General features: G+C 60.8%; 13 protein-coding genes. All 13 read left to right on the forward strand.

The features are described 5' to 3' along the window. Positions 1 to 263: 263 nt before the first annotated feature. The 13 genes from DIT72_RS15945 to DIT72_RS16000 are packed head-to-tail and all read left to right on the forward strand — an operon-like array spanning position 264 to position 15,286. Positions 264 to 2,426, forward strand: a complete 2,163-nt coding sequence (locus DIT72_RS15945) for a phage tail sheath family protein (RefSeq protein WP_135956239.1) — start codon at positions 264 to 266, stop codon at positions 2,424 to 2,426. 25 nt (positions 2,427 to 2,451) lie between these two features. Continuing rightward, positions 2,452 to 2,907, forward strand: coding sequence for a phage tail protein (locus DIT72_RS15950; protein WP_135956240.1), 456 nt, complete (start codon positions 2,452 to 2,454; stop codon positions 2,905 to 2,907). Between the two features lie 9 nt (positions 2,908 to 2,916). Then, positions 2,917 to 4,395: a hypothetical protein gene (locus DIT72_RS15955; protein ID WP_135956241.1), complete on the forward strand. Its 1,479-nt coding sequence runs from the start codon at positions 2,917 to 2,919 to the stop codon at positions 4,393 to 4,395. Then, positions 4,388 to 4,903, forward strand: coding sequence for a phage tail protein (locus tag DIT72_RS15960; protein ID WP_135956242.1), 516 nt, complete (start codon positions 4,388 to 4,390; stop codon positions 4,901 to 4,903). Before DIT72_RS15955 ends, DIT72_RS15960 begins: the two co-directional genes overlap by 8 nt. After that, the gene (locus DIT72_RS15965) at positions 4,900 to 5,886 is read left to right on the forward strand and encodes a CIS tube protein (RefSeq protein WP_135956243.1); all 987 of its coding nucleotides are present in this window, start codon (positions 4,900 to 4,902) and stop codon (positions 5,884 to 5,886) included. Before DIT72_RS15960 ends, DIT72_RS15965 begins: the two co-directional genes overlap by 4 nt. A gap of 20 nt (positions 5,887 to 5,906) precedes the next feature. Next, complete coding sequence (locus DIT72_RS18295; protein ID WP_168355073.1) at positions 5,907 to 6,068, forward strand: hypothetical protein; 162 nt, start codon at positions 5,907 to 5,909, stop codon at positions 6,066 to 6,068. Between the two features lie 5 nt (positions 6,069 to 6,073). Then, complete coding sequence (locus DIT72_RS15970) at positions 6,074 to 7,123, forward strand: phage late control D family protein (RefSeq protein WP_135956244.1); 1,050 nt, start codon at positions 6,074 to 6,076, stop codon at positions 7,121 to 7,123. Beyond that, complete coding sequence (locus tag DIT72_RS15975) at positions 7,120 to 7,764, forward strand: phage baseplate assembly protein V (protein ID WP_135956245.1); 645 nt, start codon at positions 7,120 to 7,122, stop codon at positions 7,762 to 7,764. The genes DIT72_RS15970 and DIT72_RS15975 overlap by 4 nt, the downstream gene beginning before the upstream one ends. An 11-nt stretch (positions 7,765 to 7,775) precedes the next feature. Further along, positions 7,776 to 9,410: a hypothetical protein gene (locus DIT72_RS15980; RefSeq protein WP_135956246.1), complete on the forward strand. Its 1,635-nt coding sequence runs from the start codon at positions 7,776 to 7,778 to the stop codon at positions 9,408 to 9,410. Between the two features lie 7 nt (positions 9,411 to 9,417). Further along, on the forward strand, positions 9,418 to 9,807 hold the full coding sequence (locus DIT72_RS15985; protein ID WP_135956247.1) for a GPW/gp25 family protein: 390 nt from the start codon (positions 9,418 to 9,420) through the stop codon (positions 9,805 to 9,807). A 12-nt stretch (positions 9,808 to 9,819) separates the two neighbouring features. Continuing rightward, complete coding sequence (locus tag DIT72_RS15990) at positions 9,820 to 12,000, forward strand: putative baseplate assembly protein (protein ID WP_135956248.1); 2,181 nt, start codon at positions 9,820 to 9,822, stop codon at positions 11,998 to 12,000. 7 nt (positions 12,001 to 12,007) lie between these two features. Continuing rightward, positions 12,008 to 14,356: a phage tail protein gene (locus DIT72_RS15995; protein ID WP_135956249.1), complete on the forward strand. Its 2,349-nt coding sequence runs from the start codon at positions 12,008 to 12,010 to the stop codon at positions 14,354 to 14,356. Positions 14,357 to 14,371: 15 nt separating this feature from the next. Then, the gene (locus tag DIT72_RS16000; RefSeq protein ID WP_135956250.1) at positions 14,372 to 15,286 is read left to right on the forward strand and encodes a hypothetical protein; all 915 of its coding nucleotides are present in this window, start codon (positions 14,372 to 14,374) and stop codon (positions 15,284 to 15,286) included. Positions 15,287 to 15,293 lie beyond the last annotated feature (7 nt).

Genomic DNA, 15,293 nt, shown 5'->3' on the forward strand with positions numbered 1-15,293 from the left:
CCAGAAGTAAACCTGCAGAACGACTGTGCTCCGGTCCAGTCGGGGTTTCCTCTGAAGAGGACTGTCCTCTATGACTTCGTGCATGGGCCTGGCCCCTTTTCCTGCTGGCACCTTCCCCCCATTCCCGCTCCGCATTGCTTTTGTTTTTCCTTCATTATTACCCGTCGGTTCGTTTGCTATACCCGGTGATAGTTTGTTCCGGTCTCTGGCTCCGGGACGTTATCGCTATGCATTCATGCTGACGCACTGTCAAGGAGAAGATCATGTCCAACTATCTGGCGCCGGGTGTCTTTGTAGAGGAAGTCAGTTTTCGTTCCCGTTCCATTGAAGGTGTCAGCACCAGCGTTGCTGCCATTGTCGGACCTGCCCGCTTCGGGCCACTACAGGGCCGTCCGGAAGTTGTCACCAGCTTCGCCGACTTCCAGCGGATATACGGCGATATTCAGGATCTGAAGCTGCATGGCAATCCCACGCTTAACCACACCACCATCGCTGCAAAAGCCTTTTTCGACAACGGTGGCAAACAGCTTTACGTATCGCGGGTGGGGAACTTTCCCGACCCCGACAACAGCTTTGGCACAGCGAGCGACACCGACAATCACGTCATTTTCCGCAGCCGCTTTCCCGGCACCATGGGCAACTTCACCCTGGAGCTCGACTGGCGCGACAGCGAAAACCTGCTTCAGATGCAGCCGGTTTCCAGCCCTACAGTCGATGAGATTCTGTTCCTTGAGGCAACCGGAGTGACCAACGCCGTCAAATCCGGAGACAGCCCCGATGATGGCGTCTTCCCCCTGACCATCAGCGCACTGGTGCGCCGTATATCGGCTACAACCTTCGCCGTTCACCAGAACCTGGGCCAGATTACCGATACCAGTGAAGACCCCGTTGAGCCGGCCAGTTTCGAAACCAACGGCGACGGCGAAGGATTGCTGGCAGCCGCCGGCCTGACAAGGGATAACACGACATCGCTGCGATTCACCCGGGTCAGCATCCGTCAGCCGGCTTCCGGCAATCTGAGTGGCGGAGCCTTCGGGTCCCTCAGTTTTTCCGCCCCCACGGATCTTTCCGGTTTCTTTGATGGCGATCACTGGGGTGACCGGACAACCCTGCTGGGCACTATCAATGCAGAAGGCACAGAGTTTCAGATCAACAGCGACCTTAACGAAGACGTCGACAGCAACATTGACCTGCCTCTGGCTGCCCTGGCGGCCTCTCCGGATACCGTCAGCGCAGTCATGGTCCAGAGAACCTTCGATATTTCCGTTCGTAACGGCGGGCCGGACGGCACGGTGATACACACCTACAGCGACATCTCCACGGCCCACGACGCAGACAACAGTCTTGACAGGCGGCTACCCCAAGAGCCGGACTCGCGTAATGACCAGCTCACCAGCCCGGTAGCCTGCGAATTTGCTGATAACATTGCCGAAGGGGAGGTATTGGCGGCCCTTTACAGCCTGTTCGACGAAGGCGCCATGAATCCCGAAGGCCTTTCCGTTGAAGGTCCCCGTTACCTGATCCAACTTGAGAACGGTTCTGACGGCGAGTCACCCCAGGCACTGCACTATGGCGGCGCGACCGACGAAGTGAACGGCAGCACCGGGTTTGCTGCGCTGGAAGACATCGAGGACATATCCATCGTCATGGCTCCCGCAGCGGCGGCCGATCCCAATCAGCACCAGGCGGTGGTGACGGAAATGCAGAAGCATTGCCGCCGTATGCGATACCGCATGGGTATTGTCGACAGCCAGGACGCTATGGCCCTGTCCGAGGTGCGGGGCTTCCGTTCCAACTTCAACGACTCGCGGCTGGCGCTCTACTATCCCTGGATTACGATTGCTGACCCACGGGGTGTGCACACAACCATCAACGTGCCACCGGCAGGATTTATCGCCGGCATCTATGCCCATACGGATGTGCAGCGTGGTGTCCACAAGACACCGGCCAACACCCCGGTTCTGGGTGCCCTGCGTTTTGCCCAGGAGATCAACCAGTTCCAGCAGGAACTGCTGAACCCCAGCGGCATCAACTGCTTACGCTCTTTCCCGGGGCGCGGCCATCAGGTCTGGGGCGGGCGCACCCTCTCGGACGACCCGGAGTGGAAATACGTCAATGTGCGCCGGTACTTTCTCTATCTGGAGCGTTCGATCCAGAAATCGACTCAATGGGCGGTTTTCGAGCCCAACGGCGAGCGCCTCTGGGAAAACGTCCGCAACACAGTGGACGCCTTCCTCTTCAATGAGTGGCGTAACGGTCGACTGCTCGGCTCCGAGAAAACCGCCTGGTTCGTGCGCTGCGACCGCAGCACCATGACCCAGAACGACCTGGACAACGGCCGGCTGATTTGTGAGGTGGGTGTGGCAGCACTCAAGCCTGCGGAATTCGTTGTCTTCCGGATCGGTCAGAAAACCGCTGACAGCTGATTGAACCCTCAAGAAGGATCGTGATATGGCACAGTTCAGAGAAACACCATACGGCGTATTCAACTACCTGGTTGATCTGTCGGATGGCAGCGAAACCGATGTGGCCGGCGGATTTTCCGAAGTCTCCGGCCTGAATGCCGAGGTAACCGTCGCGGAATACCGGGCCGGAAACCAGAAAACCAATTACGTCACCAAGGTACCGGCCATTCACAAGTCCGGGGATATTACCCTCAAGCGCGGCGTGATCGGGGCAGAGAACCTTTACAACTGGCTGGATCAGGTGCGCTCCGGCGATATCACCGCAAAGCGCAACGTCGTCGTCAAGCTGATGAGCGAGAACCATGCGGAGTCGGTGGTCCAGTGGAAGCTGGTCAATGCCATGCCCATCAAATGGACCGGCCCGACCCTGACAGCAAAGGGTGGCAGTGACGTCGCCATTGAAGAGCTGGTGCTCGCCGTGGAACACATTACCCAGGAATAGCGCACCATTATGGAAACGCTGCTGGCGTCCCGGATTGAGCTAACTCCCCGCCCCTATCAGAATCATGCTCCGGTTCTGGTCTGCGGCATGGTGGGTCATTGCCCCGGAAGAGTTCGGAAACAGCGGCTATTCGACCTTCCCGAAGCCGTCGATGCCATCCGGGCGGCCGGATTCGGAACCAGGCTCGAAGCGCTGAGATCAGCGGATGACGCCATTTTCCACCTGCCAGTTCCGCTCAATTCCAGCGCTGAGTTCCATGACATCTTCCCGGATGCTGCGTCTTCGGGGACCGATTATCAGAGCACTCTGGCAGGGGCGAACGCCTGGCTACCCGGCTGTGTAGACGATTTCTTTGCCAATGGCGGCACCAGATTATGGATTGTGGCTGTGCCGGAAGAAAAAGGTCATGAAGCATTCCTGCCCGCCCCCGACACCGTATTGCACGACACATCCACCCTGCGGGGGGTTGCATCATTGCTGGTGATACCCGCCATCGGGCTACTCGCCCTGCCCGACCTGGAACGATTGCAGATCCCGGCCAACCTGCCTGGCATACCGGAGCCAGACTACGCCAGAGAGGCTCCGCAGTTCATGCCCTGCTCAACGCCACCTCCAAAGGCGGTCACCGCTCCTGAGGCGGCCTCTTCCAACCCCACGGAACCAATGGCAACAGCGGCTCTACTGCGGCAAATCCTGCCATGGCTGTGTCAGCACCGCCCCGATATCCAGTGTTTGTGGTCAGTCCCGTTGACCTATGATCAGGATCGCCAGATTCCCGCAGCCAGCAGCAGAGCTCTGGAAGCCATTGGTAAAATCGCCGTAACCCCCGCCGGTCACCGGTTGCGACAGGTACAGTTCGTTTTCCCTTACCTGACCAATGCCCGTGGCAGACCGGTCAGCTCCTGCGGCGTGCTCGCCGGGGCGCAATCCGGCGTGGCGCAAACCAATGGCCCCTGGCGATCCATTGCCGGCCGGATTCTGGTCACATCCGGTGATCCTTTCCCTCCTCAGTCCATCCCGGCACAGCAGACGCTGCGGCAACACCCTGGTATCAGCGTGATAACACGAAAGCCCCGCGGGGTCATGCTGGACGATGAACGACTTACCGTGCCTGCTCTGCATCCGGACGACTACTCACGCTCCCGTCTGTCGGGCCGCTACGACGCATTCAGAAGCGCAGAGGTGATGCGTTTTCTCGGCCATCTGCGTCGTCAGCTGCAACGACTCGGGGAAACGCTTGTTTTCAGAGTGGACTATCGGGACCCCACTCCACGCCTGGCCCTGGAAAATTTCTTCGGTCAACTGCACCGCCTGGGAGCCCTGCGCGGGAAGCTGCCCGAAGAGGCTTTCCGGGTAAAACAGCTGCAGCTCCAGGAGGGCGCAGCCGTTTTCGAGATCATGCTGGCTCCGGCGCTGCCAATCGATCGCATCCGGCTGACATTCACCAACCGCCACGGCGAGTGGCAGGGAGAAGTGCAGGATGAGTGAATTTGTCCCCTTTCGCTTCCGGGTCAACCTCCATGACAGTCGCTCCGGTGAACTGCTGTGCAGCGGTGCTTTCAGTGAGGTCACCGGCTTTGAACTGACCATGGAACCACGCAGCATTGCAGAGGGCGGCCGGAATTGGGGAGAACACCAGAGAAGTGGAGCTACCCGCTTCTCCCCGATGGTTCTGAAACGGGGCGTCACCCACGTCAACGACCTGTGGAGCTGGTTTGATGTCACAACCCGGGGTGCCAATTATGGCTACCGGATGCACGGCGAAATCGTATTGCTGGGACATCCCCGGAAAGCCGGTGGCGAGTACCAGGACAACCCTGTGATGACATGGAAACTCACGGGCGTGCTGGCAACGCATTTCAAGGGGCCGGACCTGAACTCTACGGCCAGCCAGGTGGCCATCGAGGAATTGCACCTGGTCCATGAGGGACTGGAGCTTGAGCGCCATTCCCCGGATACAGAATCCACCTCTGGTCCGGAGGAGGCGGCGTCATGAAACACCCGGAGCGAGGCAAACTGATACCGGTTTCCGGCAAGGAAAACACGCCTGATCTGGATAACGCCGTGAATGTTCAGTTCAACCCGACCAGCCTGAGGGTCGGGCTGTCCAATTCCCTGAACACCGGTGATCAGCGGGGCTCAGAAAAAGCGGCACAGTATGTTTCATCCAGCTCCTCCAGTCTGAGTATCGAACTGATCTTCGACACTACCCTTCCGGATGACTATGCAGATGAACAAACCAGCCCGGATGTCCGGCTGCTGACCCGCAAAATTGCAGAACGGTTTTTGAAACCCGGTGGCCGCGTCGAGGAAGGCTCCGAGGAGAGACAGGTACCCAGCCGGTGTCTGTTCCAGTGGGGTGCATTCGAATTTGTCGGGCTGGTGGAGAAGTTTGATGAAACACTGGATTTCTTCTCCCCCGAGGGAACGCCGCTGAGAGCAACGGTTTCTCTCAGCCTCAAGGAAGACAGCTTCCAGTTCCGCAACCGGGACGCGGCCCGGGCAGAACGGGATATGCCCACACTGACAGGAACCGGTAACAGCAACCAACCGGGAGCAGAAGCCAGCACCCGCCCGCTTCCCGGGGCCAGTGACAGGAGCAAGGGTAACTGGCGGGATACCGCTCTGTATAACGGGGTGGAAAATCCGCGTCTGCCATCCGGTAACGAAATTGCAAGCCCTGCACAGTCGCCAGCCAGGCAACTGGGGCTGGACCAGAATCCGGCCAGATCAGCCGTTGCTGATGCCATGAAATCGGCGGCCCCTGCTTTCCGCTACGGCAATTCCTCCAGTCTCGGCAGCACCATTGAAGGGGCATTTGGCTACAGCCTGGGAGGCAGCCCGTTTGATGGGCTCAGTGCAGAGTCTTTACGGCAAACCCGAGACCAGAAGGTGAACGAGCTGCGGGAGCGCACAGACCAACCCTGGCTCGATACAGTACGCCAGGCCGCACAGGATTCCGGCGTTGGATTTGATTGAGCAACCTGAGGTAAGCAGACATGCCATTACTGATCGATGAAGTCATTGTCGAGGTAGAAGATTCGCCCGCCCCGAATACGGAGACGGCTGCAGCTCCTTCAGATAACGGAATGAATCAGGCAACTCTGTTCGAGCAACTGGAGAAACTCCGCGAACGGCAACAGCGACTGGAGGTGGATTGATTGCCATGGACGATCAGCCGCTGATCAATGCCCGGCCGGAGATAGTTGTGGATGGAGAATCCCGTCCCGACCTGGCAGCGCAACTGGGTTCGCTGATGATTCAGCTCCCCTGGCACGGTTGTGCCAGCGCCGAGCTGTCGGTGACCAACTGGGGCCTAACGGAGAACGGTCCGCAGCCTTCGTATCTGTTCGGTGATATCGGGATGGGGGCACACATTCGAATCACTCACGGCGAATCGCCGGTTACCCTGTTTGATGGCGAGGTGACCGGCATTGAAGAGCAATACGGCAAATCGGCCCCCACCCTGACCCTGCTTCTGCAGGACCGTCTGCACCGCCTCGCGCGCCGGCGCCAGAGCCTGTGCTACGAGGACCAGAGCCCGGATGAGGTTCTGCAGACGCTGGCCAGCGAAAGCTGTCTCGAAGCAGACGTGGCGGTATCCGGCATAACCGCCAGTTGGCATCAGTTGAACGAGAGCGACCTGGCGTTCGCGCTGCGACTCTGCCAGCGCTTCGATATCGGTCTGCGGATGGACCAGGGTGCACTGCGGGCCATGGCGGAAGATCCCGACCCCGAGCCAATCGTTCTTGGCCCCGGCAACGGTGCCCTCAGCATTCGCACCCTGGCCGACCTGAACCATCAGTATCAGTCCTCGGAAGTGATGGGATACAACCCGGATACTGCAGAAGCCGTCGACGCGTCTGAAGATGAACCCGGTCAGCCCGCCCCGGGCAAAACAGCCCGTGACACCCTGTCCGATCTGGGATGGCAAAGCAGCGACACCCTGCCCCACCCACTGGCCCGGAGCCAGTCAGAGGCAGAAGCCTATGCCACCGCGGGCTTCCGCAGGCAGGCCCGCAGATTCCTGCACGGCGATATCACCTGTATGGGCGAGTCCGGCCTGAAACCGGGCAGGGAAATTCGACTGGAGGATGTCTCACCCCGGCTTACCGGCACCTGGCAGGTAGGACTTTGCCGGCACGTCTTTGACAACCGTAACGGTTTTCGCACCCACGTCAAAATTCACAGAGCCCACTGGAGCCAGGAACCATGAACAACCACATCCCCGGCAATCTGCAAAGCCTGCAACTGGCGGAGGTGACCGACAATGCCGACCCGGAAAACCGGGGTCGTATACGGATCCGCTTCCAGTCCACCCGGCTCGAATGCTGGGCAAGTGTTGTTGCCCCCTCGGCCGGGGAAGGCTATGGGGCAAGCTTCATACCGCGGGAAGGAGAAATCGTGGTAGCCGCCTTCGCGGCTCCCGATATGCCACTGGTGCTGGGCAGTATCTGGACCGGCAGGGACAGCCGACCGGAGGAGGCGGACCCGCAGGAGGAACATTATGTGGTACGGACACCTTCCGGCACGGTTATGGAATTTGACGACAGCGGCTCCGGTCCATCGTTCGAAGTGCACACCCGTTCTGGTTACAGCATTCGCATTACCGAGAGTGACGGTGGCGAGATCAATATTGAAAGGGGCAGCCAGAAGGTGACGCTGACATCTTCTTCCATTCAGGTGAACAGCGCAGGGCCTGTCGAAATCAACGCCTCGAATGTGAACGTGTCCGCCGGCATGGTTCAGGTTGATGCCGGCATGTCCCGGTTCAGCGGTGTCGTCCAGGCCGATACGGTCATTGCCAATTCGGTGGTCGGAACCAGTTACACCCCCGGTGCCGGAAACATCTGGTAGGAGTGACCGCCATGAACATGCAACAGAAGCTGCACCCGGTAAAACTGAAGTCCCCCTTTTACCAGCACGAAAGCGGCGCGGGCCTGCATCGCTACCTGGACGCGGATTTTATCAACCGCTTTCGCCAGGACGTGGTTTCAGGCCACTTGGATGCTGCCCATGGCAGCGGTTGGCAGAACGAGGAAAGCCACAGCCAGTGGGACAACCTGCCGGTTCTGCGCCTGCCTACCCACCGGACATTCCACCTGGTCTGTTGCGAAGCAGTCTGCGATCAACTCGGTCAGCCCGCCCTGGATCCACAGAAGATTACCTCGGCGGGATTCGTCATTCGCCGCATCACCCCGGAAGGCCAACAGGCCTGGATGCTGGAGGGAGGGGATGTGATCGGCTGGAAACCGGCACCGACGCATTCTGGTGATCCAGATCTGGATCGACGCCTGTGCGCCAGCGGCGTACTCGGGAAACGTACCGGGAACCCGTCCTATACCGGCGAACAGACCCACCCCCTGCACACCCTTGGCACCCGGGACCCGGAAGGCAGGAGTCGCACCCTGCTGTTCGGTTACCTGCCGCTGGGCGGCTTCCGTTATCACCAGGACGCAACCTCTGCAGTGCAACCGGAATCGCTCGCAGAAGCCAGGGAGTTCGACGCCCAGTCCCTGCACTGGCCATTCGGTTTCCGGAACCGGGCTGGCGGCCAGTGGCAAGACAACGATGTCCTTCAGGTTGCCTCCGGCCAGCCCACCCTTGCCTTTCTGGACCTGGTCCGGTTACTTGCAGAACGCTACCGGTTGGGGGCATCCAGCACGCCCGAAAACAAGAATCTGGAGCAGCTGTGTTCCGGCATCTGGTTTCACAGCACCCCCGATCATCTGGCTGCCCACCTTATGAAACCGGGGCTGGAGGAAGAAGGCCTGCTTCGGCAGTACAGAGAACAGACATTGCTGGACTACCTCCGGCACTGCTTCCAACAAGCGGAGAATCCGCTGGTGGCCTGGCTCGACCAGCAGGAGGAGCGGCTCGAGTCCGGAGCAGAACCCCAGCGGCTCCCCGACTCCGACGGTTCCGGCTCCCTGGGCTGGCACCTGACGCTTTCAGAGGAGCAGGCCTATGCCTTCCGTCATCTGCTGGGCCAGCGTTATCAGCAACTGGTCCTGGACCAGGCCCGGGAAATACCTGTGCCGAAATTTGGAGATGGTGAGAACGATGTCTTCCGCGTCGTGCCCTTCCTGAGAGTTCGCAACGATCAAGGCAGGGAACAGATTGTCTGGGCCGACGAGAGCAGTCAGACACTCCCGTTCAGGGTGGCCAGCCCACTGGACCCGGATGCAAGCCGGCCGTCCCTCATACCGGTTCCCGGCATGCGCGACCTGAAGCGGGGTATGGCCAAGGGCGCCAGCCTGCTCACCCCTTCCGACACCTTTGCCATGCTGAAGCGGCTGAGACCGAAAAAAGGCATCGGCAAGGATCTGATGGGTGATGAGGTACCCCAGTCCGGCATGCAGTGGATACTGATTTTCAGCCTGCCGGTGATCACTCTGGTGGCAATGATTCTGCTGATGGTGATGGTGTCGCTTCTGAACATCATCTTCTTCTGGCTGCCTTGGGTGAAAATCTATCTGCCATTCCCGAAGATCAACAGGTAACCCAATTATGCAGGCACCAACGCCGAACATACTGAGCTGGCCACTGGGTGGGATTGATGAGTCCGGCCGACTTGACTGGGCCAGAAACGATCACAGCATCCGGGAAGTGATGTTGAATATCCTGCTGACCCGCCAGGGAGAGCGGATACAGCGGCCCGGGTTTGGAGCGGGACTGCCGGATTTCATCCATCAGCCCAACAATGAGACCACCCGTAACCTGATGGCCGGCGTCGTGCGCAAGAACCTGGCTCTGCTTGAACCCAGAGTTGTCGTGGAGCAGGTCAGTGTACAGCCCGGCAGAGCACAACTTTCTGATGTCCATATCAACATCCGCTACCGGCTGAAACACCGGCACGAAGTGGCGGAACTGGGTTTCACGCTCAACCTGGGAGCATAACGAGGACTTTCTATGCCATTACCTGTTCCCAATCTGGACGACAGACGCTTCGATGATCTGGTAAAGGAAGCCAGGGAGCGACTGGGCGCTCATCTGCCGGAGCTGACACAGATCGCGCCCGGGGATCCGGTGCATACGTTCACGGACCTGTTTGCCTGGTTTACAGAAACCATTCTGTACCGGGCCAACCTGATTCCCGAACGCCAGCGGCGGGCTTTCCTCAATCTGCTACAGATACCTGTCCGCCCTGCCCGGGCAGCAACAGGAATTGTCTGTATCGACGCAGCTCCTGGCAGCACAACTCTGCCTCCGCTGGTGCGGGATGGCAGCCAGTTACGGGGCGGCAAGCATGTTCTCACTGCTCGCGGAGAGCTGCAGCCAACGAACCTGAGCTGTCGGGTCCTGATCAAGGAGTCCATTGGCCCTGAGGCACTCAGGGAGATGGGCATTACCCCCCGTGACCTCAAGGAGCAGTTCGGCCTGGCAGACGGGGAAGAGCCGACGCCCTTCCGCCCGCGCCAGTTCAGCCCTGGCCGGGAAGCGCTGTCACTGGCCGGGAGCCTTGACCAGGCCCTTTATCTGGCGTGTGTTGCCCCCAAACAGCTGGCAGACCAGTTGGACCCGCTCAGGGAAAAGCTCGCCGGCATCATTCTGAATGTTGCTATCGCGCCTGCCGATGCGCAGCCCGAAGAACAGGTGGACAGCATTGCCCCCCGGGCGCTGGTGTGGGAACTGGTCAACCAGAGCGAGGACGGCACCGTGCGCTTCCTCCCCCTGGATATTATCGCCGACAGTTCCGGTGGCGGCCGCCAGGCCGGTGTTGCAGGGCTGCGAATTCCCCGCAACCCGCAACTGCTCCAGAGCTTTGTCGACAGCGACCCGATGTTCAACGGCCTTCAGGATCAGCCCCCGGCACTGGAAGACCCCGAGGAAGCCGCCCGGACCGCGTTCTGGCTGCGCCTGCGATGCCCGGATGAACCCGGCCTGACACTGGGATACATCGACCTCAACGGCGTCGACGTTGTCGCCCAGGGTCAGCGAACCAACCAGATTGTTGGCATGGGAACCGGCATGCCCGATCAGGTTATTGCCCTGCCCGACAGCCAGATTGATGCCTCGTCGCTGCAGTTGCAGGTGGAGGAAAACGGCCAGTGGCGAACCTGGACACGACATGATTTCCTGGCCGGTCAGTCCCCGGAGGACCGGGTATACCGCCTGAATCCACAAACAGGTTACGTCTATTTCGGCGATGGCCTCTCCGCCGGCCGACGAGTGCCTTCGGGCGCCAGAATCCGGGCGCTGGAATACCTCTATGGGGGAGGCGCTGAAACCAGCCTTCCGCCAGAGGCCATCAAGGAGATCATCGGGGGCAGCAGCAATCTGCGCGTCAGACATCTCTGGCCGTTAAGCGGCGGGCTGGACGCAGAGAGCGTCGAGCAGGCGGAAAAACGTATTCCCAAGTTTCTGACCCATCGCAACCGGGCCGTTACCGCCACCGATTTCAAGGTGATTACCGAGGGTAATCCGGTCAACCCGGTCGCCCGCGCGGAAGTCAGCCCCGGCTTTCTGCCCGGCAACAGCATTCATGCGGTACGCAGAAATGTACCCGGAGCAGTCAGCGTGTTCGTGCTGCCACCTGCTGCCCCGGCGCTGGGATCTGCCCCCCGGCCCAGCCGCGGCCTGCTGAAAGACGTGTTCGGCTATCTGCTGCAACGGATCACGATTGGCACGGAGCTGCATGTACTCAGCCCGGAGTTTGTGCCTGTGGCCGTCTCTGTGCGGGTAGACGTCAGAGACCCGCAGACCGAACAACAGACCCTGCAGAATATCCGCGAGGCCCTGGTCCGATATCTGTGGCCACTAGCTCCGGGCGGAGCCGATGGCGAGGGCTGGCCCCTGGGCCGTGCGGTCAGCGCCAATGAGCTGGCCACCCAGGTTGCCCGGGTCAGCGGCGTTCAGTCCTGGTATGGACTGGCCCTGTTCACCCGGCCGGATGAGAAAACACCCTGGCAACCCCTGGCGGACGGTGAACAACTGTCACTGCAGGATTACCAGTTGCCGGAACTGCTCGGCGTGCGGATCGAAAGCGGGCCGGGTTCGCTGCCACTTCCGGATGGTATAGGCCCGGCTTCCGGCGAACAGCCGGAGCGCGGGACGGGTATCGCTGTCCCGGTTATTCCGGATCTCTGCTAGGTGCACTATGGACGTTAATGGTACCCGCTATTTCCTGCTGCGCACCGCCGAGGAGTTTGCAAACGCCTCGACACGACTGCAGTGGCATCCCCTGCGCCAGGCACTCACCCTGGCCCAGAATCAGGAGCTGCGCCTGCCCGCCAGCCAGCCGGATACAGCAATGGCGCAATGGAATACCGCCACACCAATGGCCATGGACAGCTTCGGACAGATTGCCCGCCTGTCAGAGGACCGGAGACGGGTCATGTTCAACAGCGGCCGGGGCAACAGACCTCTGGAGGACGAACAGCTGGACGAGGTTACGCCTGCAGAAGATTGCGCGTATCTGGACATGAACCTCAACCGGGAAGGCCTGCTGGCATTGATCTGGAGTGACGGGGACACCCGGCATGGACTGACCCTGTTCCACCTCGGCCGCCGGTGGCAGACCAGTTGCTCGCTGCCGGAGCGCGCACACCGGGTCTGGCTGGACCGGCAGAACCGCGCCTGGTGCCTGGGGGCCAGCCTGCTGATGCTGTGCGAGGGCGAGCCGCTGCCGCTGCCCTACCAGCCGGATCAGAGTCGCTTCGAGCCGGAGACCATCAACCCTGAGAAGCTGGCCAAGACCTGGCAGCATCCCCTGCCGCAACTGGAGCAATCCCTGGCGGTATGTGGCGACGAAGAACACCTCTATCTGCTGGGCCTGGAGGAATCCGGTGAGCAGGCGGTGTTCGCCCGCCCACTGACACTGGACCCGGAACAGGGGTGGACCCGATACCCCTTCCATGAAGATATACCCTTCTCGATTGACCTGGGCGTGACCGCGGCCGGCAGACTGGCAGCATTGGCGCCAAAGGAAGAAGGCGACACAGAATTCGTACGCAGGGACTGCCCGGTACTGCACCTTCACCGGAACGACGAGGAGGGAAACCACCAGGCGCGCCTGGTGCGGGAGCGCTATCCGATGCTCTCACAGGCGGTTCCCCGTTTCGTGACCAGTGCCGATGGCCAGCTCCGCTACCAGGCCGAAGCAGGGCCGGAATTCGCGGGCACGCCCATCCGCCCCCGTGAGCTTCACCCCCTGCGCCAGGTCCGCTACCACCAGGAGTCCAGCGCCTTGCTGAGCCACACCCTGGACTCCGGGCACCCGGATACACTGTGGCACCGTGTCTACCTGGATGCCTGCATTCCGGCAGGCTGCAGCCTCACACTCGCTGCCCGGGTCTACGACCATCCGGACAATCGCACGTCGGCGCCGCTGCTCGATCAGCCGGTTCCGGTCTGGAATCACCTGCCCTCGGAGCTGCCATTCGGATCGGCGCTGTCCGGTTACCAGCCAGGCCAGCGAGGCCTGTTCGAACTCCTGCTGCAGGCTCCGGACGGGGAAGTTCGGGAAATCCGCGGGCGATACCTGCAGCTGCGGGTGCATTTTCGAGGAACGCCGCGGCAGACACCCGCGCTGCATGCCCTGAGGGTCTACCATCCTCGCTTTTCCTACCAGCAGCGTTACTTCCCGGAGCTGTACCAGCAGGAAAAACGACGCAGCGACGGTGCCAGCAGCGGCCCTGCCAATGGTGCCGATGTGCGTGAACGACTGCTGGCCAGCTTCGAAGGCATGCTGACTCCCCTGGAAGGCCGCATTGCCGCCAGCGACCAGCTGGTACATCCGGATTCTGCCCCGGCCGACCATCTGCAATGGCTTGCCAGCGCCATCGGTACCGACCTTCCCGCTCACTGGCCGGAACAGCGGCAGCGTCGCTGGCTGAAACACGCCACTCTCATCCAGCAATACAAGGGAACCCTCCCGGCCACCAATCTGGCGCTGGATATTGCCTGCGACGGTGCAGTTACCCGGGGAGAAGTGGTGCTGGTGGAAAACTTCCGACTGCGCCGCACCATGGCCACCATTCTCGGCCGCCACATGGATGACCGGGATCACCCGCTGACCCTTGGTACCGGCATGAGTGGCAACAGCATCATCGGCGACAGCCTGATTCTGGCTGACATCAATGCCCGGGAATTTCTTGCCCTGTTCGCCCCGGAACTGGCGGATGAAGAGGAGAACGAGGCGGTAGAGGCCTTTTTCGACCACTACGGACACAAGGTCAGCGTTGTGCTGAGCGGGCCCGGCATACAGCTTCGGGCCCGTGTCAGCGAGATTCTGGTGGATAGCATGCCGGCGCATGTCCAGTGGCAGTTTGTCGAGAGTGAACAGCCCTTTGTTCTGGGTACCGCGCCGCTTCTGGAAGTGGACACTTTTATGGAAACCCGGCCCGCAGTTCGACCGGTTGTACTGGACAACACCTGGCTCGGACAGGAAGGCCTGCTGCGCAACCCCGCGGCCTTCTCGCCTTCCGATGTCCATGCCCGGACCTGATACCAAGGAGGCCACATGAGTAGTGCTGAGGACTTGCCCACGCTGGAGCAGGACGATCAACTGGCAGAGCCCCTGCGCCGTGTCGCCTATGAAGCCGGCATGATGCTGGGGCTGGAAGCCACGCGGGATGAACAGGCTTACCACCGCCGCCGGCTTACCCGCCATCAGTACTGGTTGCACGGCTTCGGAACCCTGGCCGGCATGCGGGTCAGCATGAACCCCGAAACCCATGAAAACAGCAGTGACCACCTGGAGGATCTGCAGTTGCGCGTGGGACCGGGGGTTGGCATTGACGGCCTGGGACGGGAAGTCATGGTCCACGAGAGCCATTGTATCCGCCTGGCCCAGTGGCTTGCCGCCCAGCCCGAAGAAAAGCTGCTGGAAGGTTTTGACAGCGACGCCGGGGAGCTCTGGCTGAAGGTGACCGTGCGCCACAAGGACTGCCCGGTCGCACGGCAACCGGTTCTGACCCGCAAACTCAATGCCGGAACCGATGCCGTCCAGCCCAGCCGCACCGCCGACAGCGTTCAACTGGAACTGATCCCCGAATTGCCTCCCGGATCACCGGAAGACGGTTTCACACCCTGGGCCAGCCACAACTTGGTGGACAATGACATGCCCCCTCTTTCTGGCGATGAACAGCAGACCCTGGACGATCTGGAGGACAGCAACCCGGTGGCCGCACAGCAACTGGCGCTGCATGCGCAGTTGCTCCATTCCCTGGAAGGCGACGGCCTGTCGACCCACAACCTGGCTCATGAGCTGGAAGACGGTGCCCGGTTGCTGCTGGCGCGTGTCCGGATAGAAGCGTCAGATCCGTCCAACACCGTTCTCAACCCGGGTCTGATTCACATTAACAATCTTGTCCGTCCGTTTCTGGCAACCGCCAGCCAGCTTGCGTGGCTCGCCAGACAGAACGGCAACGGGTAATGGCCTG

This window comes from Marinobacter orientalis (assembly GCF_004792665.1).
Lineage (GTDB): Bacteria > Pseudomonadota > Gammaproteobacteria > Pseudomonadales > Oleiphilaceae > Marinobacter > Marinobacter orientalis.

Bases quoted from the DNA above. Each gene is read 5' to 3' on its own strand.
- DIT72_RS15945 (WP_135956239.1), top strand. From the start codon at position 264: ATGTCCAACTATCTGGCGCCGGGTGTCTTTGTAGAGGAAGTCAGTTTT.
- DIT72_RS15950 (WP_135956240.1), top strand. From the start codon at position 2,452: ATGGCACAGTTCAGAGAAACACCATACGGCGTATTCAACTACCTGGTT.
- DIT72_RS15955 (WP_135956241.1), top strand. From the start codon at position 2,917: ATGGAAACGCTGCTGGCGTCCCGGATTGAGCTAACTCCCCGCCCCTAT.
- DIT72_RS15960 (WP_135956242.1), top strand. From the start codon at position 4,388: ATGAGTGAATTTGTCCCCTTTCGCTTCCGGGTCAACCTCCATGACAGT.
- DIT72_RS15965 (WP_135956243.1), top strand. From the start codon at position 4,900: ATGAAACACCCGGAGCGAGGCAAACTGATACCGGTTTCCGGCAAGGAA.
- DIT72_RS18295 (WP_168355073.1), top strand. From the start codon at position 5,907: ATGCCATTACTGATCGATGAAGTCATTGTCGAGGTAGAAGATTCGCCC.
- DIT72_RS15970 (WP_135956244.1), top strand. From the start codon at position 6,074: ATGGACGATCAGCCGCTGATCAATGCCCGGCCGGAGATAGTTGTGGAT.
- DIT72_RS15975 (WP_135956245.1), top strand. From the start codon at position 7,120: ATGAACAACCACATCCCCGGCAATCTGCAAAGCCTGCAACTGGCGGAG.
- DIT72_RS15980 (WP_135956246.1), top strand. From the start codon at position 7,776: ATGAACATGCAACAGAAGCTGCACCCGGTAAAACTGAAGTCCCCCTTT.
- DIT72_RS15985 (WP_135956247.1), top strand. From the start codon at position 9,418: ATGCAGGCACCAACGCCGAACATACTGAGCTGGCCACTGGGTGGGATT.
- DIT72_RS15990 (WP_135956248.1), top strand. From the start codon at position 9,820: ATGCCATTACCTGTTCCCAATCTGGACGACAGACGCTTCGATGATCTG.
- DIT72_RS15995 (WP_135956249.1), top strand. From the start codon at position 12,008: ATGGACGTTAATGGTACCCGCTATTTCCTGCTGCGCACCGCCGAGGAG.
- DIT72_RS16000 (WP_135956250.1), top strand. From the start codon at position 14,372: ATGAGTAGTGCTGAGGACTTGCCCACGCTGGAGCAGGACGATCAACTG.